Here is a 19,249-nt window from a genome sequence, read left to right on the forward strand (position 1 = left end):
ATATGCTCAGGAATCTTTTAGTTTTCATATTGATTTTACTCTTTAATGTTTCTTGTGAGTTTACTTCACCAGAGGAATATTATTATTTAGGAGCTGAACAAGTAGAAAAGGGTAATTATCAGCAGGCGATTGAACTGTTCAATAAAGCCATCCAAAGACGGCAGAAATTCAGACCTGCGTTACTTCAAAGGGGGTTTTGTGAGATTCAGTTAGAACGTGACGCGGAAGCAATTAAAGATTTTGAGTCTATTTTAAATTTTGATAGCGACAATACTTTGGCACTGTTTAATCTGGGAAATTGTTATTATAACTTATCGGAATTTGACAAATCAATTCAATTTTACAGTCAGGCATTGAATACTGAGGGTGCATTGTCTAGCGAGTCTATTCAGGTAAATTTAAGATTGATTGGAGATATTGATAACGATTCAAATTATTCATTGTACAAGAATGAAATTCGATTTGGACGAGCAACATCTTATTTTAAAAATGATGAATTTGAGAAAGCAATTCAGGATTTTGAAAAGGTATTGAATACAAATTATAGAAAAGCTGAATGTTATTTTTGGATAGGTCATTCCTTTATGGGACTAAATGATTCAATTCAAGCTTGTCATTATTTTAAAGTATCTGCCAATTTAGGGTTCGAAGAATCCAAGGAAGAAATAAATCGAGTTTGTTATGACTAAGGTATCAAAAAAATCAATTATTCGATTAGACCTACAAAGTGCAAAAAAGTTCATTCTGGAAAAAAACCAAAAAGATTAGGAAATTCTATAATTCCATCAGTATATTTGTCGTTCGAAGTTCAAACAAGTATTGATTAGTTATCAAGAAAGGTGGAGGGAATAGACCCTTTGAAGCCTTAGCAACCCTTGGCCCCCAGTGCCGAGAAGGTGCTACATTCTATCCCAGTTGGGTATAGATAACGACAATCGACCATTTTCGATTTCATTTTCTTATAACTTTTTGATTTTCTTACGCCCACGGGCTAAGGGTTTGACTTTTTAATTTTTCGTTTTAACAATTAAAAAAAGCAAAGTCATGAGCGATCAAAAATTTTCTACCAATGCCCTGCATGCAGGACACGATGTAACAGCAAACGGAGGAACAAGAGCGGTGCCCATTTATCAGAGTTCAGCCTATGTGTTCAACGATTCCGATCATGCGGCCAATCTTTTTTCTTTGGCAGAGTTTGGAAATATTTACACAAGGATCAATAACCCGACAAACGATATTCTGGAGCAGCGACTTGCCGCTTTGGAAGGCGGAATTGCCTCAGTGGTCACAGCTTCGGGAACTGGAGCGATAAACACCGCATTGTTGGTGTTGCTCAAAGCCGGGGACCATATCGTAGCTTCCAACAGCTTGTATGGTGGTACCTATAACCTATTTAGCGTTACCCTGCCCCGTTTGGGCATCACCACAACATTTGTAGACCCATCGGATCCATCCAATTTTGGTAAAGCCGTAAAGGAGAATACCAGAGCTTTTTTTGTGGAATCCTTGGGCAATCCAAAGTTGGATGTACTGGATTTAAAAGCAATCTCCAAAGAAGCAAAAGCAGCACAGGTGCCATTTATTGTGGATAATACCGTTGCTTCACCAGCACTATTGAACCCAATCGAACACGGGGCCAATATTGTCATTCATTCCCTTACCAAATACATAAATGGTAACGGAACGGCTCTGGGCGGCGTTATAATCGACGCAGGTAATTTTGATTGGGCCAATGGTAAGTTCCCGGAATTCACTGAACCTTCTCCAGGATATCACGGATTGGTCTATCACGATGCACTTGGCCCCGCCGCATATATTGCCAAGGTGCGGGTGGAAGGATTACGGGATCACGGGGCATGCTTGAGCCCTTTTAATGCCTTTCAGATTATTCAAGGATTGGAAACCTTGGAAATTCGCATGAAAAAACACAGCGAGAATGCCCTTGCGTTGGCACAATGGCTAGAAACCAGGGAAGAGGTCGAGTGGGTAAACTATCCAGGGTTGGATTCCAGTGCCTATAAAGCCTTGGCAGATGAGTATTTGCCCAATGGACAAAGTGGTATTGTTACCTTTGGTGTCAAGGGAGGATATGAAGCCGCCAAGAAAATTGCGGACGAGACCAAACTATTTTCGTTGTTGGCCAATATTGGCGACACAAAATCCTTGGTCATCCACCCTGCAAGTACAACGCACCAACAGTTGAGTGCAGAAGATCAAGAGTCCGCAGGGGTAACTCAAGACCTGATTCGATTGTCCGTAGGCTTGGAAGATTTGTCCGATCTAAAGGCAGATTTAAAAAATGCCTTTGCAAGCATTTAATCGGAGTTAATAATGTGATGGAATAGCTATGTTAAAGTATCTGAAAATAGAAAATTTTAAAACGCTGAGTGGCATCGAGCAGGATATTGAGTTATCCTACCAGATATTTGGGAAACCCTTGCATTCGGCACCCATAATCTTGGTAAACCACGCGCTCACGGGTAATTCCAACGTAGCGGGAAAAGATGGATGGTGGTCCGATTTGATAGGGGATGGCAAATGTATCGATACGGAGAAGTACACCATTTTGGCATTCAATATCCCAGGAAATGGTTTCGATGGTTTTATTATCGAAAACTACAAGGATTTTGTGGCCGGGGATATTGCCAGAATGTTTCTCTGGGGATTGGAGCAGTTGAAGATTGATAAATTGTTCGCCATTATCGGTGGTTCATTGGGAGGTGGAATTGCTTGGGAAATGACAGCCATCAACCCAAATATTACGAAACACTTGATTCCTGTGGCGTCTGATTGGAAATCTACGGATTGGTTGATTGCCAATTGTCAGATTCAAGAGCAGTTTTTGGTCAACTCCAAACAGCCCGTACACGATGCCCGTATGCACGCGATGTTGTGCTACCGTACTCCCGAATCTTTCAAAGAGCGATTCAAAAGAAGTACAAACGAAGAGCTACAGGTTTTTAATGTGGAATCTTGGTTGATGCACCATGGTGAAAAACTGCAAGAGCGTTTTCAGTTGTCCGCATATAAGTTGATGAACCAATTGTTGAAGTCCATCGACATTACCCGTAATGGGGAAGAGGCTTTCAAGGCGTTGCAAGAAAGTGATACTAAAATTCATATCATCGGGGTCAATTCTGATTTGTTCTTTACCGCAGAAGAGAACAAGGAAACTTTTAAAAGATTGGCCCAGGCAAACACCAATGTTACCTATGGTGAAGTACAATCGGTACACGGTCACGACGCTTTTTTAATGGAGTTTGAACAATTGGAAAAATTGTTGGAGACTGTTTTTCAGAAAAATACGGAACGCATCAAAATTTTGAAGTTCGGCGGAAAATCCTTGGCCAATGGCGAAGGCATACAACGTGTGCTGAACATCATCAGTAAAAGGTATACAGAAGAGGAACACTTCGCGGTTGTGGTTTCCGCTCGCGGAAAGGCCACGGACCAGTTGGAAAACTTACTGGAAAAAGCTGCCAAGGGAATCGACTTCCAATCAGATCTAAAAAAGTTTGCCGACTATCAGAAAAACAATTTTGATGCGGTAGCAGTTGATAAAGAATTGGCCGCCATTGAAAAAATATTGAACGGAGTTTCATTAACTGGGGATTACAGTCTAAAAACCAAGGATGAAGTATTGTCCTTCGGCGAACTGATATCGGGGAAATATGTGACTGCTGCGTTGAACGCAAAGGGAATCAAAGCAGAGCTGTTGGATTCCCGTAAACTCATCAAAACCGATGATAGTTTTAGCAATGCGGAGGTAGATGAGGGACTTTCCAAAGAAAACGTGATTCGATATTTCCACAACCTGAAAGCTGGGACCATTCCTGTTGTTACCGGTTTTATCGCTTCCAACAAAGAAGGGGCGACCACTACTTTGGGAAGAAATGGAACTAACTACTCAGCAGCTTTGTTGGCCAACTTTTTGGACGCGGGCGAACTGATCAACTACACCCACGTGGACGGTATTTTTACCGCCAATCCAGATTTGGTACAGGATGCCAAGTTGATTGATGTGATATCCTATGGTGAAGCCAATGAACTTGCTAATTTCGGGGCAAACATTCTCCATGCGAAAACCATAATTCCATTGATCGAGAAAAATATTCCGCTGCGTATCTGCAATACCTTCAACGATGACAACGAAGGAACCTTGATCGGGCCGAAAACCGACAATGGTGGAATTAAATCCCTTTCGGTGCTCGATAACATGGCCCTTATCAATTTAGAGGGTAGGGGACTGCTCGGAAAAGTGGGTGTGGACATGCGGATTTTTAGAGCCTTGGGCCAAAATGGCATCAGTGTCGGGATTGTTTCCCAAGGGTCATCGGAACGGGGCATTGGCCTTGTTGTGGACGAATCCAAAGCCGATAAGGCCAAAAAAGTGCTGGACCAAGAATTCGAGACGGATTATTCTTCCCAGGACATCAACCAGATTTCGGTGGTGAAGGATGTCTCCGTCATCTCCATTGTTGGGATGGATTTGAGCAGCTTCCACAAGCCGTTCAATGCATTGGCCAAAAACCAAATCACGCCCTTGCTTTTCAACAATACGGTTACCGGGAAGAATGTGAGTATGGTGGTGAGGAAATCCGATTTGAACAAGGCCATCAATGTGATTCATGGGCAAATCTTCGGGATTGCCAAGAAAATCAATCTGGCATTGTTTGGACATGGCAATGTAGGGGGCACGCTGATCAGTCAGATTTTGGATTCCAAAAACAGTATTGAGGAAAGAAAAAGCATTGACTTAAAAGTGTTTGCCGTAGCAAATTCCAAAAAAGTGCTTTTGGATGCTTCAGGGGTTGGTGCCGATTGGAAAGAACGTTTGGAAAAAGAGGGGCAACCCTATCAGATTGGTGATATAATGGCCTTTGCCAAACAGCATCATTTAGAGAACCTGATAGCGGTTGACAATACGGCGAGCAAAACGTTTGTGGAGCAGTACGAACCCTTAATAGCACATGGCTTCGATTTGGTTTCATCAAACAAAATAGCAAATACGCTGGGTTTTGAGAAATATAAATCCATTAGGAAGTGTTTGGATAAAAATCAAAAACAATATCTCTACGAGACCAATGTAGGGGCAGGATTGCCCCTAATTGATACCATTAAATTGTTACACCTTTCCGGAGAGAACATTACGCGGATCAAAGGGGTGTTCTCTGGGTCGTTGAGTTATATTTTCAATACTTTTTCGGAGAAAGATGTTTCCTTTTCGGAAATTGTAAGGGAAGCTATGGAAAGTGGGTTCACCGAACCCGACCCAAGGGAAGATTTGTCCGGGAACGATGTAGGTCGGAAGCTGTTGATTCTGGCCAGGGAGCTAGATCTTCAAAATGAGTTTTCCGATATTGATGTACAAAACCTGATTCCCGAAGAGCTGCAAACCTTGGATTTTGAAAAATTTATGGAACGCATCGGGGAAATGGATGAAATTTATAAAGAAATCAAACAGAACCAATCAGCAGGCCATGTGTTACGTTATGTGGGGGACTTACATGGCGATTTGCAACAAGATAAGGGTGTTTTGGAGGTGAAATTGATTTCTGCGCCCAAAGAAAGTGCATTAGGGCAGGTAAAAGGTTCCGATTCCATTATTGAGATTTATACGGAGTCCTACGGGGAACACCCCTTGGTGATTCAAGGAGCTGGAGCTGGAGCGGCCGTAACGGCAAGAGGCGTATTTGGTGACATATTAAGAATAGCAGAGAAGATATAGCTTCGGCCTCGCTTAGTTACCGTGTTTTGAGTTCTGGTGGCTGAGCGGAGTCGAAATAGCTAGTTAAAAAAATCGTAACGGTGGCTGAGCGGAGTCGAAGCCACAATAGTCAACGGATGAAAGGTTATGTGTACATATTGGAATGCTCCGATGGCAGTTATTACACTGGAAGTACGATAGATCTGGATAAACGGTTAAAGGAACATCAAGATGGTCGGGGAGCCAATCATACCAAAAAGAGGTTGCCTGTAGAGCTGTTATATGTTGAAGAGTACCTGAGTATTGCAACAGCTTTTGAACGTGAAAAGCAAATCCAAGGTTGGTCAAGGGCGAAAAAAGAGGCATTGGTAGGAGGAAAATTGGATGATCTTCCAGAATTGGCTGAGTGCAAGAACCAGACGAATTTTAAATATTATAAGGTGAAAAAATAAAGTGGCTTCGACTACGCTCAGCCACCAAATAAAAAGAACGTGATGAAAAGCAAACAATTCGAAACAGAAGCGATAAGAACGCAAATGGAGCGCAGTCAAAATTTGGAACATTCCAGTCCAATTTACATGACATCGAGCTTTGTTTTTGAAGATGCGGAGGATATGCGCGCATCCTTTGCGGAGGAAAAGGACCGGAATATTTATTCCAGATATTCCAACCCAAATTCGAACGAACTCATCGAAAAAGTATGCAAGATGGAAGGTGCCGAGAGTGGTTTTGCCTATGCTTCGGGCATGTCGGCAGTTTTTTCCACCTTGGCGGCCTTGCTGGATGCCGGCGATCATGTAATATCATCCAAAAGTATTTTTGGTTCCACACATACTCTGTTCACTCAGTTTTTTCCTAATTGGAACATCGAAAGTAGTTATTTTGATGCCAATGATTTATCGGAGATTGAGGGATTGATCAAACCCAATACCAAGATACTTTATGCGGAAACACCTACCAACCCGGGAGTAGATGTGTTGGATTTGGAAGTGTTGGCCAAGATTGCCAAAAAGCATGACCTCATTTTTATAATTGATAACTGCTTTGCAACCCCATACTTACAACAACCCATAAAATTTGGTGCCGATTTAGTGATTCACTCCGGAACCAAGTTAATGGACGGTCAAGGAAGGGTGCTGGCCGGAATCACGGTAGGTAGCGGTGAATTGATGGATAAAGTATATCGTTTTTCCCGTATCACTGGCCCTGCATTGTCACCGTTCAACGCGTGGGTATTGTCCCGAAGTTTGGAAACCTTAGCTGTTCGGGTAGATAGGCATTGTGAAAACGCCTTGAAACTGGCCACTTATTTGGAAGGTCATAATAAAATCGAGTGGGTAAAATATCCTTTCTTAAAATCACATCCCAAGCACGAAATTGCCAAAAAACAAATGAAAGCAGGAGGCTGTGTGGTGGCATTTGAAGTAAAAGGAGGTCTGGAAGCAGGCAGGGAATTTTTTGATAGCATTCAACTATTATCCTTATCTGCCAATTTGGGTGATGCCCGAAGCATTGTCACCCATCCCGCATCCACTACCCACAGTAAACTCACAACAGAAGAACGTGAGGCTGTGGGAATCTCCGATGGAATGGTTCGGGTGTCCGTGGGCCTAGAGCATATTGATGATATTATTGCCGATATTGAGCAGGCTTTAGGGTAATCTTTCTGAAAATTGGTTTTAGAGGTAGATTGTTAATTTTCCCTATATTCGTGCGATGCTCTCCAAGAAAACAAAATACGGACTCAAAGCACTTACCTACCTTGCTAAAGTAGAGGGTAGAGAGCCCATTCAAATTGCAGAGATTGCTAAACACGAAAATATTTCCCAAAAGTTTTTGGAAAGTATTTTGCTCATGCTCCGCAGAAATGGACTTTTGGGCTCTAAAAAAGGTAAGGGAGGGGGGTATTATTTGATCAAGGAACCAAAGGATATCCACATGACCACCGTAATGCGGGTTTTGGAAGGACCGATTGCCATGGTACCTTGTGTAAGCCTCAATTTCTACGAAAAATGTGATGACTGTCCGGATGAGGAGGAATGCTCGGTCCACAAACTAATGCTTCAGGTAAGGGACAGTGCACTCGATGTTTACCGAAATAATACGCTGGCCGATTTGCTCTAAATCAATGCTTCACGGTTATTTTTAGCTTAAAAATTCTCAAAATTCCCTATTAATTATCGATAATCTACTAAAACTATAGGGTAAAAGTAAATTTATGATTCATTTTGCTTTTTCTTCAGAAAAATAATTTTACTTTTGAAATCCCTACCAATTGAGTAGGGTAATAAAAGTTTAAAAATGATTACTGATCAGTTGATAATAAAAAGCGACAAGGAGCAAAGTACTTATACAAAGGACAGCACTTCGGAAAGCCCCAAAAGAAGTGTCGTAAAATCCATAAGTTGGAGAATTGTGGGTACTCTGGATACTATATTGATATCTTGGGTTGTAACAGGGACCTTAAGTATGGCTTTTTCAATTGGATTGGTGGAACTGGTCACCAAAATGGTGCTTTATTTTTTTCACGAGAGAATATGGAACTCCATTAAATGGGGTAAATAAAATTAATGGCAATGGCATTGACGCAAGAAGAAATACAGAATTTGAACCGCCAGTTTAAGGGCATTCCACCAGAGGAAATCATATCATGGGCAATAGGTCATGGTAAAAAATCCGTGGTCACCACTAATTTTAGACCATACGAGGTGGCCATCCTCCATGCAGTTACCGAAGTGGATAAAAGCATTCCGGTAATTTGGTGCGATACGGGCTACAATACACCTCAAACCTATAAACATGCCGAAGAGTTGATTTCAAGATTGGGACTCAACATAAAATTGTATGTACCAAAACAAACAAGTTCCCACCGCGATGCAGTTATGGGGATTCCACAAATAGATGATCCCTTGCACAAAGAGTTTACGGAACAGGTGAAGTTGGAACCTTTCCGTAGGGCAATGGCCGAGCACAAACCAGATGTTTGGTTCACAAATCTACGCAAAGGCCAAACCGCCCACAGAGATTCCTTGGATGTTTTGAGTTTGAGCAAAGACGGCGTACTTAAAGTGAGCCCATTTTACCATTGGAGCGACACCCAGTTGGACGCTTATTTAAAAGCACAAGGGTTGCCGAACGAACACAAATATTTTGATCCGACCAAAGTATTGGCGAACCGCGAATGTGGTTTGCATACCTAATAAAATAGTAATTGTCCCCTTGAGCGTAAGCACGAGGTAAAAACAAAATTGAACTTTGAGTACACTTACAGAAGAAATAAAAAAGCCAGAGACCTTGAACGGAGTTGAAAGACCAAACGCAAATGCTCTGGAACATGAAGCAATTTATATTATTCGCGAAGTGGCGGCACAGTTTGAAAAACCTGTACTGTTATTTTCCGGAGGAAAAGATTCCATTACATTGGTACGTTTGGCCCAAAAAGCATTTTGGCCCGCCAAAATACCATTTCCCTTAATGCATATTGATACGGGACATAACTTTCCCGAAACCATTGAGTTTAGGGACAGATTGGTCGAAGAACTAGGTGTGGAACTGATTGTGCGGAACGTTCAGGACTCCATTGATGAGGGAAAAGTGGTTGAAGAGACCGGTAAATATGCCAGCAGGAATATGTTGCAGACCACAACCCTGTTGGATGCCATCGAAGAATTTAAATTCGACGCCTGTATCGGTGGAGCCCGAAGAGATGAGGAAAAGGCAAGGGCCAAAGAGCGTATTTTTTCAGTGCGTGACGATTTTGGACAATGGGACGAAAAGAACCAACGACCCGAATTGTTCGATATGCTCAACGGTGAAATCGAGATAGGACAAAATGTGCGGGTATTCCCCATAAGTAATTGGACCGAATTGGATGTTTGGAGCTATATCCAAAAAGAAAACATAGAAATTCCATCCATTTACTTTGCACACAAAAGGAGTACCTTCCTGCGGGATGGCTTGATTTGGTCCGCTGAAGATGATGTGGTTTTTAGGGCAGACGATGAGCAAGTGGAAGAAAGAATGGTGCGTTTTAGAACTGTGGGAGATATGAGCTGTACCGCAGCGGTTGAATCCCATGCCGATACCATAGATAAGGTAGTGGCCGAAATCAGGGATTCCAGAATTTCGGAAAGAGGCGCACGGATTGATGACAAACGTTCCGAAGCCGCAATGGAAAAACGGAAACAACAAGGTTACTTTTAATTGGAAGAAGAAATGGAAGTTTTAAAAATAGCAACAGCAGGAAGTGTAGATGACGGTAAAAGTACCTTGATCGGAAGATTGCTGTACGATACAAAATCAATGACCGACGATAAATTGGAGGCCATTGAAAGGACCAGCAAACAAAAAGGATACGATTATCTCGATTTTTCATTAGCAACCGATGGATTGGTGGCCGAAAGAGAGCAGGGCATCACTATTGATGTGGCCCATATCTACTTTTCAACCCCATCCAAAAGTTACATTATTGCCGATACCCCTGGCCATGTGGAGTATACTCGAAATATGGTTACCGGAGCCTCTACATCGCAGGCATCCATTATTTTGATCGATGCTCGAAAAGGAGTAATCGAGCAGACCCACCGCCACTTTTTCATCAACAACCTGTTGAGGGTGAAAGATGTTATCGTGGCCATCAATAAAATGGACTTGGTGGATTTTTCGGAAGAAACCTATAACAAAATCAAGGCCGATTTTTCAGAATTGATGGGGAAAAGAGATTATCAAGATCAAAACATAACCTTTATACCCGTTAGTGCCTTAAAAGGGGACAACGTAGTGAACCGTTCCGAGCATACACCTTGGTATCAAGGGCAAACCTTATTGGAACACTTGGAAGAACTCGATCAAAAAGACATCTACAATACAGGAACACCACGTTTTCCAGTACAGTATGTAATTCGACCAAAAACCGAAGACTTCCATGATTTCCGTGGATTCGCAGGGAAAGTGTATGGTGGAGAGCTAAGAGTAGGCGATGAAGTAGTGGTATTGCCATCGATGACCCGATCCAAAATAAAGACCATTTATTTTTATGATAAGGAATACCAAACAGCACCAAGACGATCCTCGGTTACCATTACTTTGGAAGACGAGGTGAATGTAAGCCGTGGGGATATGTTGGTAAAAGCCGGTGATTTGCCTACTGTGGACAAACAATTGACCGCTACCGTATCTTGGATGGACAGTGACAACTTTACCCCAGGAGGAAAGTATGTGCTTCAGCATGGGGTAAATAAAGTACTGGCCAAGGTCGATGCCATTGAACATAAGATTCATCCAGATTATTCAGGAATTGAAGAGAATGTAACTTCACTTCAAATGAACGACATCGCAAAAGTGCGCTTAAAATTGAACAAGCCTATTTTTTATGATAGGTTCAAGGACCATCGTACAAACGGTTCCTTTATCATTATTGATAGTCGAACAAACAACACCGCAGGCGTAGGATTTATTGAATAATTTCTTCCATTAATTGGAAGATAAGGGAGTTTTTTGAAATAACTCTATAAAATAGATAGGAAAAATAGATTATGCAAAGCTTTAGAACAGAAATAGAAAACCCAGTTGTACAAAAGGACATCATTGAATTGGAGAAAAAAATTCGAGAGTTCAAAGGAGGAAATACAGATGAGGAAAAGTTCCGAAGTCTTCGTTTGGCCCGTGGAATATATGGTCAGCGTCAACCAGGGGTGCAAATGGTTCGGATAAAACTGCCTTATGGTAAAGTCACTTCCAATCAATTGCTTCGAATTTCTGATGTTTCCGATGAATATTCACGGGGGCGATTGCATATCACCACCCGTCAAGATATTCAGATTCACTACGTGGATTTGGAACGGACCCCTGAGCTTTGGGCCCAATTGGAAAGAGATGAAGTAACCATTCGGGAAGCCTGTGGGAATACTGTTCGTAACGTTACTGCAAGTGAAACGGCAGGTATCGATGTAAACGAGCCTTTCGATGTTTCGCCTTATGCCCATGCCGTGTTCGAGTATTTCCTAAGAAATCCCATTGGGCAGGAAATGGGAAGAAAATTCAAAGTCTCCTTTTCCGCCAGCGATGAAGATACCGGCTTGTCCTACATGCACGATCTTGGCTTTATTGCCAAAGAAAAAGATGGCGAAAGAGGCTTTAAAGTAATGTTGGCTGGTGGATTGGGGTCACAACCACGCCATGCCGATGAATTGTACAGCTTTTTGCCCACGGATAAAATAATTCCATTGATGGAAGGCGTAATCCGTGTATTTGATAGATACGGAGAACGTAAGAGTAGGGCAAAAGCCCGTATGAAATTCTTGTTGAAGGACATTGGTCTGGATGGTTTCAAAAAATTGCTCGATGAAGAACAGTTGGCCATCCCGCACAAGACCTATCCCATTAACTTTGAGGATTACCCCAAAGTAAAAGTTGCTGAGGTTGAAACTCCAGATGTTGCCATTGAGGATCAAGAGGCTTTTGAAGAGTGGAAATCCACCAACTTGGTCCCTCAAAAACAAGAAGGCTATGTAGCCATTGGTATAAAAGTGCTTTTGGGCGATTTTTATACCGATAAAGCCCGTGAGCTGGCAAAATTGGTACAGGACTATGCAGCTGGGGAGATTCGTTTATCCCTCAGACAAAATATACTGATTCCCTACGTAAAAGAGGAATTGGTTCCTTTCTTTTACCAAGAGCTGAAGAAATTGGGCTTTGCCGAAGCAGGTTACAATAAAGCTTTGGACATTACAGCTTGCCCTGGAACAGACACTTGTAACCTTGGAATTGCCAGTAGTACCGGTATTGCCGATGAGCTGGAGCGTGTAATCAAGGCAGAATACCCACAGTACATCAAAAATCCGGATGTCGTTATCAAGATCAGTGGTTGTATGAACGCTTGTGGACAGCACAATATGGCCCATATCGGGTTTCAGGGAATGTCCGTGCGTACCAAGGATAAATTGGTGGCACCAGCACTTCAGGTTTTGTTGGGAGGAGGAAATTTTGGCGATGGCAATGCAAGATTTGCCGATAAAGTGGCCAAAATTCCAAGTAAGCGAGGGCCACAGGCATTGCGTCTTATTTTGGATGATTTTGAGGCCAATGGAAACGGAGCATCCTTTACCGATTATTACGAGGAAAAAGGACAACATTATTTCTACGATTTCCTAAAACCACTTACCGATGTGGACAATCTTACCCAAGAAGATTTTATCGATTGGGGCAACGAGGAAAAATATAAAAAAGAGATAGGAATTGGAGAATGTGCCGGAGTCATCGTAGATCTAGTGGCCACACTTTTCTTTGAGAGCCAAGAAAAAATAGAAAATGCCGAAGAAGCCATCAATGATGGAAAATGGGCGGCAAGTATCTACTACTCCTATCAATCTATTGTAAACTCTGCCAAAGCATTGTTGACAGCAGAGAAAGTTAAGGTCAATACCCATGCAAGTATCATTAGGGATTTTGATAAGCTGTATGTGGAAACAGGAAAAATTGGTTTTGAGGGCGGGTTTGATAAAATAGCCCTTCAATTAAACAAGAACAAACCATCCGAAGCCTTTGCAAAAAGCTATTTAGAAGATGCGAAAAATGTTTTGGATCGGTTGGAAGCATACAGAAAATTAGAGTTGGAACATGCATAGCGGAAAGTTGACAGTAGTGGGCGCAGGCCCGGGAGATGTGGAATTGATTACCCTAAAAGGGGTTAGGGCCCTGCAAAGTGCAGATGTGGTTCTATACGATGCCTTGGTCGATTCCAGATTGTTGGAGCACGCCCCACATGCGGAGAAAATATTTGTGGGCAAGCGCAAAGGTTGCTATGCCTATCAACAAAAACAAATCAACGATTTGATCGTGGAACGGGCAACCCAAGGATTGCACGTAGTACGATTGAAAGGAGGAGACCCCTTTGTGTTTGGCAGGGGAGCCGAAGAAATGGAACATGCATCAAAATTTGGGGTAGAAGTGGCCGTAGTGCCGGGAATTTCATCCTCGGTATCCGTACCGGCATCACAAAACATTCCTGTAACCAAAAGGGGTGCTGCCGAAAGTTTTTGGGTGATAACCGGAACTACTAAGGAACACAAGTTGTCCAGCGATGTAAGCTTGGCGGCAAAATCCAATGCAACGATAATTATCCTTATGGGAATGTCCAAATTAGGGGAAATCATGCAACTCTTCAAAGAAGAAGGAAAAAGAGAGATTCCAGTCGCCATTATTCAGAATGGAACTACGGAAAACGAAAAAATCGGTATTGGCACTGTTGCTTCAATTGAGCACAAGGCAAAGGAGCAGCAGTTGTCCAATCCGGCCATCATAGTTATCGGCGAAGTGGTCAATCACCGTCAAACAGTATTGGATATTCAAAATAAATATCAACACCAGGGAAAAAAATTGCTAGAGAAAATTTAAATCAAGTGTCAGCTCGAAGAATGTCACCCCGAGCGCAGCCAAAGGGGACTTCAAGAGCATTTAAAAGGAGAATTATGATCAAAACAGATATTGTTATAATCGGAGCAGGGCCAACAGGATTGTTTACCGTATTTGAAGCAGGATTGCTTAAACTAAAATGTCATTTAATCGATGCTTTGGCACAACCAGGAGGGCAATGTTCGGAAATCTATCCGAAGAAACCCATTTACGACATTCCGGCCTACCCAGAAATTTTAGCGGGTACTTTGGTGGACAATCTTATGGAGCAAATCAAACCGTTTGAACCAGGTTTTACTTTGGGAGAACGCGCGGAAACCTTGGATAAGCAAGAAGATGGTTCCTATATCGTTACCACAAACAAGGGAACGCAACATCATGCCCCGGTTGTTGTAATTGCTGGTGGATTGGGGTCTTTTGAACCCAGAAAACCTATGATTCCAAATATTGGGCTCTTTGAAAGTAAGGGAGTGGAATATATGGTAAAGGATCCAGAGCAGTTTCGCGATAAAAAAGTGGTGATATCCGGTGGGGGTGACTCTGCATTGGATTGGGCCATCTTTTTGGCCGATGTGGCTTCCGAAGTTTCCTTGGTACACCGTAGAAACGAATTCCGTGGTGCACTGGACTCTGTTGAAAAAGCAAGGGAATTGGCCAAATTGGGCAAAATTCAATTGTACACCAAGGCCGAGGTAAAGGAAATCCATGGTAAGGACGACCTGCATGCCGTAGTGATCAAGTACAACGATGAAGAAAAGGAATCGACCTACGTGGAAACCGATTTCTTTATCCCATTGTTTGGATTATCTCCAAAATTGGGCCCATTGGGCAATTGGGGATTGGAAATTGAGAAAAATGCCATCAAAGTTAACAATGCCAAGGATTATCAGACCAATCTTCCAGGAGTGTTTGCCATTGGCGATGTCAACACCTATCCAGGGAAGCTGAAGCTGATTCTATCCGGATTCCACGAAGCGGCCGTGATGTGTCAATTTGCCTATCAAATCATCAATCCAGATAAGCGGTTTGTAATGAAATATACCACCGTTGGCGGTGTGCAAGGATTTGATGGTTCCAAAAAAGAGGCCAAAAAAGAAGTAGTGCAGAGTATCAATTAATTATTTGTTTTAGAAGCGAAAATGCCTTCCAAAAGCGATTTTGGAAGGTTTTTTTGCTTTTCACTGGGGAGTACCGTTTCTTTGCAGTTCAGTTCATTTATAAGTTGAAAGTGTTATCAAGAAAGGTGGAGGGATTGGACCCGTTGAAGCCTTAGCAACCCTCGACTTCGAGAAGGTGCTACATTCTACCCTTGTCCTGAACGATTCTCGGGAAAGTACGGAGCAACATCCTGCCATTGGGGAAGGATAACGAAAAAATACATGATCAAAGTATTTACCGCACTTTTCTTGATACCATTACAACCTTTTTTGAAGGAAGAATGTATTATGGAAAAAATTGAAGATATATTGAAGAAACGGATTTTGGTGTTGGACGGGGCCATGGGCACCATGTTGCAGCGCTATAAATTCGAGGAGGAAGATTTTAGGGGAGAACGGTTCAAGGATTGGCCCAGTGATTTGCAGGGAAACAACGATTTGTTGTCCTTGACTCAACCTGAAGCCGTCAAAGATATCCATCGAATGTTTTTGGAAGCAGGAGCGGACATCATTGAAACCAATACATTTTCGGGTACAACCATAGCCATGGCCGATTACGGTATGGAAAAATTGGTGTATGAACTGAATTATGAATCCGCCAAACTTGCAAAGCAAGTAGCGGAGGAATTTACCAAAAGGAACCCGGACAAACCCCGATTTGTGGCAGGGAGCATAGGTCCGACCAACAAAACGGCCAGTATGTCCCCAGATGTGAACGACCCGGGCTATCGTGCCGTCTCTTTTGATGAACTGCGAATAGCCTACAAACAACAAGTAGAAGCCCTGCTGGATGGTGGGTCCGATATATTGTTGGTGGAGACCATTTTTGATACCCTCAACGCCAAAGCAGCCCTTTTTGCCATTGAAGAAGTAAAGGACGAACGCAATATAGAAGTGCCCGTGATGGTCAGCGGCACCATCACCGATGCATCAGGGAGAACCTTATCTGGGCAAACGGCAGAAGCATTTCTAATTTCAGTTTCCCATATTCCCATTTTATCCGTTGGATTCAATTGTGCCTTGGGAGCCAAACAATTGGTGCCCCATTTGGAGGTGATTTCGGCAAAATCAGAATTTGCCACCTCCGCCCACCCCAATGCCGGATTGCCCAATGCCTTTGGCGAATATGACGAAACACCCGAACAAATGGCCGTGCAGATTAAGGAATATGCAGAAAAAGGACTGGTGAATATCGTTGGCGGATGTTGCGGTACCACCCCTAAACATATCAAAGCTATTGCCGATGTGGTAAAAGATTATAAACCGAGAAAACTTCTGACTCCAGCATAGTTTATGGCAACGAACAACGAACAACGATATTTGAAGCTGAGCGGACTCGAACCCTTGATCATTACCCCGGAAAGCAATTTCATTAACGTAGGGGAACGTACCAATGTGGCGGGTTCCAAACGGTTTTTAAGGCTCATTAAAGAAGAAAAATTTGATGAGGCCCTGGATATTGCCCGCAATCAAGTGGAGGGTGGTGCCCAGATCATTGATGTGAACATGGATGATGGCTTGATAGATGGTAAAAAAGCCATGGTCAAGTTCTTGAACCTGATCGTTTCCGAGCCCGATATTGCCCGGGTGCCCATTATGATCGATAGTTCCAAATGGGAAATCATCGAAGCTGGACTTCAGGTGGTACAAGGTAAATGCGTGGTAAATTCCATCAGTCTCAAAGAAGGAGAAGAAGAATTTATCCGACATGCCAAATTGATCAAGCGATATGGTGCCGCAGTTATTGTTATGGCCTTTGATGAAGTTGGGCAAGCCGATAACTTGGAACGTCGTATTGAAATTGCCAAACGATCTTATGATGTGCTGGTCAATAAGGTAAAATTCCCTCCAGAGGACATTATTTTCGACCTGAACATTTTTCCCGTAGCTACGGGAATGGAGGAGCACAGGCGCAACGCCGTAGATTTTATAGAGGCAACCCGTTGGGTTAAGGAAAACCTTCCCTATTGCAGTGTTAGTGGGGGAGTGAGTAACGTTTCGTTCTCGTTTAGGGGAAACAATCCAGTACGGGAGGCCATAAATTCAGCCTTTTTGTTCCATGCCATTAAAGCTGGAATGAACATTGGGATTGTAAACCCTACCATGTTGGAGGTCTATGATGATATACCCAAAGACTTGCTCGAACATGTGGAGGATGTACTATTGGATAGGCGGGACGATGCCACCGAACGCCTATTGGAATTTGCGGAAACCGTTGTGGGTACCGCAAAGGAAAGCAAAGTAGACCTTTCGTGGAGAGAAGAACCGCTACAAGACCGTATTACCCGTGCCTTGGTCAAGGGAATAGATCAATATATTATTGAAGATGTGGAAGAGGCCCGCCAACAGGCTGCCAAACCTTTGCACGTTATAGAAGGTAATTTAATGACCGGAATGAACGTGGTGGGCGATCTCTTTGGGAGCGGCAAAATGTTTCTGCCACAGGTGGTGAAATCCGCCAGGGTGATGAAGAAGGCCGTAGCGTATTTGACGCCATATATTGAAGCATCCAAAGACAAAAATGCCAAGGCTGCCGGAAAAATACTGATGGCCACCGTTAAGGGCGATGTGCACGATATTGGAAAAAATATAGTGAGCGTAGTGCTTGCCTGCAACAATTACGAAATCGTGGATCTTGGAGTGATGGTGCCACCGGAAAAAATTATAAACGAGGCCAAGGAAAAACAGGTTGATATTATCGGTTTGAGCGGATTGATCACCCCATCCTTGGACGAAATGGTGTTTTTGGCCAAAGAAATGGAGCGTCAAAACTTTGAGGTTCCACTTCTGATTGGCGGTGCTACCACGAGCAAAGCCCATACAGCAGTGAAGATTGACCCTCAATACAGTCAGGCTGTAGTGCACGTAAACGATGCATCGAGAGCGGTAACGGTAGTGGGGGATTTGCTTCAGGATGAGACTTCTGCGGGTTATAAAAAATCCATCAAACTGGATTATGAAAGCTTTAGGGAGAAGTTTTTAAAGCGAGGAAAGCAGAAGGAATATTTGACTTTGGAGCAAGCAAGGAAGAACAAACTTGAAATCGAGTGGGATCCATCAGACATTAAAAAACCAAACCAGTTGGGCATTCAAGTTTGGGAAGATTTTGATTTGACCAAGTTGAAAGAATACATTGATTGGTCTCCGTTCTTCCGAAGTTGGGACTTGCACGGTAAATATCCCGATATTTTGACCGATGAGGTTGTTGGAGAACAGGCCAAAGAACTCTTTAAAGATGCCAAAGAGCTTTTGAACCAAGTGTTGGATGAAAAACTATTGAAGGCCAAGGCTATCTTCGGGTTGTTTCCTGCCAATCAAATCAACGAAGATGATATAGAAGTAGAAAAGGAAGAAGAAACCTTCATTTTTAGAACCCTTCGTCAACAATTAAAAAAGCGCGAAGGAGTCCCTAATATCGCATTGGCAGATTTTATTGCCCCGAAAGCTTCTGGAATTCAAGATTACATAGGTTGTTTTTGCGTGAGTGCAGGTTTCGGTACCCAAGAATTGGCCGCTCAGTTTGAAAAAAATCACGATGATTACAATTCCATTATGATCAAAGCTTTGGCGGATAGATTCGCAGAGGCTTTTGCAGAATATCTTCACAAAGAAGTCCGGACCAAATATTGGGGCTATGCAGTAGATGAAAATTTGGACAATACGGAGCTGATCAAAGAAAAATATCGAGGTATCCGACCCGCACCCGGTTACCCTGCCTGTCCCGACCACTTAGAGAAACTCACTATTTGGGAGATGATGGATGTGGAAGAAAAAATAGGGGTAAAACTGACCGATAGTCTGGCCATGTGGCCCGCGGCAAGTGTTAGCGGCTACTATTTTGGACATCCACAGGCCAAATATTTTGGATTGGGAAAAATAAAGCAAGACCAAGTTCAGGATTTTGCTGAGCGAAAAAATATGAAACTAGAGGAAGCCCAAAAATGGCTTGCTCCCAACATAGTTGACGAATAAC

15 protein-coding genes and 2 riboswitches are annotated in these 19,249 nt (G+C 42.8%); all 15 genes read left to right on the top strand.

All coding sequences use genetic code 11. The features are described from left to right. Nucleotides 1-2: 2 nt before the first annotated feature. Nucleotides 3-689, top strand: a complete 687-nt coding sequence (locus tag AC13CS_RS10265; RefSeq protein WP_293167826.1) for a tetratricopeptide repeat protein — start codon at nt 3-5, stop codon at nt 687-689. Nucleotides 690-824: 135 nt separating this feature from the next. After that, nucleotides 825-932, top strand: a riboswitch (SAM riboswitch). Nucleotides 933-1,044: 112 nt separating this feature from the next. Then, nucleotides 1,045-2,319, top strand: coding sequence for an O-acetylhomoserine aminocarboxypropyltransferase/cysteine synthase family protein (locus AC13CS_RS10270; RefSeq protein ID WP_293167824.1), 1,275 nt, complete (start codon nt 1,045-1,047; stop codon nt 2,317-2,319). 28 nt (nt 2,320-2,347) lie between these two features. Beyond that, a complete protein-coding gene (gene thrA / locus AC13CS_RS10275) occupies nt 2,348-5,728 on the top strand; it encodes a bifunctional aspartate kinase/homoserine dehydrogenase I (RefSeq protein ID WP_293167822.1) in 3,381 nt (1,126 codons plus the stop codon). Nucleotides 5,729-5,808: 80 nt separating this feature from the next. After that, on the top strand, nt 5,809-6,159 hold the full coding sequence (locus AC13CS_RS10280; protein WP_313790351.1) for a GIY-YIG nuclease family protein: 351 nt from the start codon (nt 5,809-5,811) through the stop codon (nt 6,157-6,159). A gap of 42 nt (nt 6,160-6,201) precedes the next feature. After that, nucleotides 6,202-7,368 (top strand): aminotransferase class I/II-fold pyridoxal phosphate-dependent enzyme, encoded by a 1,167-nt coding sequence (locus AC13CS_RS10285; RefSeq protein ID WP_293167820.1) that lies wholly within the window; start codon nt 6,202-6,204, stop codon nt 7,366-7,368. 55 nt (nt 7,369-7,423) lie between these two features. Then, nucleotides 7,424-7,831 (top strand): RrF2 family transcriptional regulator, encoded by a 408-nt coding sequence (locus tag AC13CS_RS10290; protein WP_293167818.1) that lies wholly within the window; start codon nt 7,424-7,426, stop codon nt 7,829-7,831. A gap of 177 nt (nt 7,832-8,008) precedes the next feature. Beyond that, nucleotides 8,009-8,272 (top strand): DUF2061 domain-containing protein, encoded by a 264-nt coding sequence (locus AC13CS_RS10295; protein ID WP_293167816.1) that lies wholly within the window; start codon nt 8,009-8,011, stop codon nt 8,270-8,272. Between the two features lie 11 nt (nt 8,273-8,283). Next, complete coding sequence (locus tag AC13CS_RS10300; RefSeq protein WP_293167814.1) at nt 8,284-8,907, top strand: phosphoadenosine phosphosulfate reductase domain-containing protein; 624 nt, start codon at nt 8,284-8,286, stop codon at nt 8,905-8,907. A gap of 94 nt (nt 8,908-9,001) precedes the next feature. Next, nucleotides 9,002-9,910, top strand: coding sequence for a sulfate adenylyltransferase subunit CysD (gene cysD / locus AC13CS_RS10305; protein ID WP_163625453.1), 909 nt, complete (start codon nt 9,002-9,004; stop codon nt 9,908-9,910). Nucleotides 9,911-9,922: 12 nt separating this feature from the next. Next, nucleotides 9,923-11,170 (top strand): GTP-binding protein, encoded by a 1,248-nt coding sequence (locus AC13CS_RS10310; RefSeq protein ID WP_293167812.1) that lies wholly within the window; start codon nt 9,923-9,925, stop codon nt 11,168-11,170. A 71-nt stretch (nt 11,171-11,241) separates the two neighbouring features. After that, entirely contained in the window at nt 11,242-13,332 is a 2,091-nt protein-coding gene (locus tag AC13CS_RS10315) for a HEPN domain-containing protein (RefSeq protein ID WP_293167810.1), read from the top strand. Then, nucleotides 13,325-14,101: a uroporphyrinogen-III C-methyltransferase gene (gene cobA, locus AC13CS_RS10320; protein ID WP_293167808.1), complete on the top strand. Its 777-nt coding sequence runs from the start codon at nt 13,325-13,327 to the stop codon at nt 14,099-14,101. Before AC13CS_RS10315 ends, cobA begins: the two co-directional genes overlap by 8 nt. Before the next feature lie 74 nt (nt 14,102-14,175). Beyond that, nucleotides 14,176-15,237, top strand: coding sequence for an NAD(P)/FAD-dependent oxidoreductase (locus AC13CS_RS10325; protein WP_293167806.1), 1,062 nt, complete (start codon nt 14,176-14,178; stop codon nt 15,235-15,237). A 110-nt stretch (nt 15,238-15,347) separates the two neighbouring features. Continuing rightward, nucleotides 15,348-15,456, top strand: a riboswitch (SAM riboswitch). A 108-nt stretch (nt 15,457-15,564) separates the two neighbouring features. Then, entirely contained in the window at nt 15,565-16,566 is a 1,002-nt protein-coding gene (locus AC13CS_RS10330; protein ID WP_293167966.1) for a homocysteine S-methyltransferase family protein, read from the top strand. A gap of 3 nt (nt 16,567-16,569) precedes the next feature. After that, nucleotides 16,570-19,248, top strand: coding sequence for a methionine synthase (metH, locus tag AC13CS_RS10335; RefSeq protein ID WP_293167804.1), 2,679 nt, complete (start codon nt 16,570-16,572; stop codon nt 19,246-19,248). Nucleotide 19,249 lies beyond the last annotated feature (1 nt).

Source organism: Flagellimonas sp. B-3 (assembly GCF_056857835.1).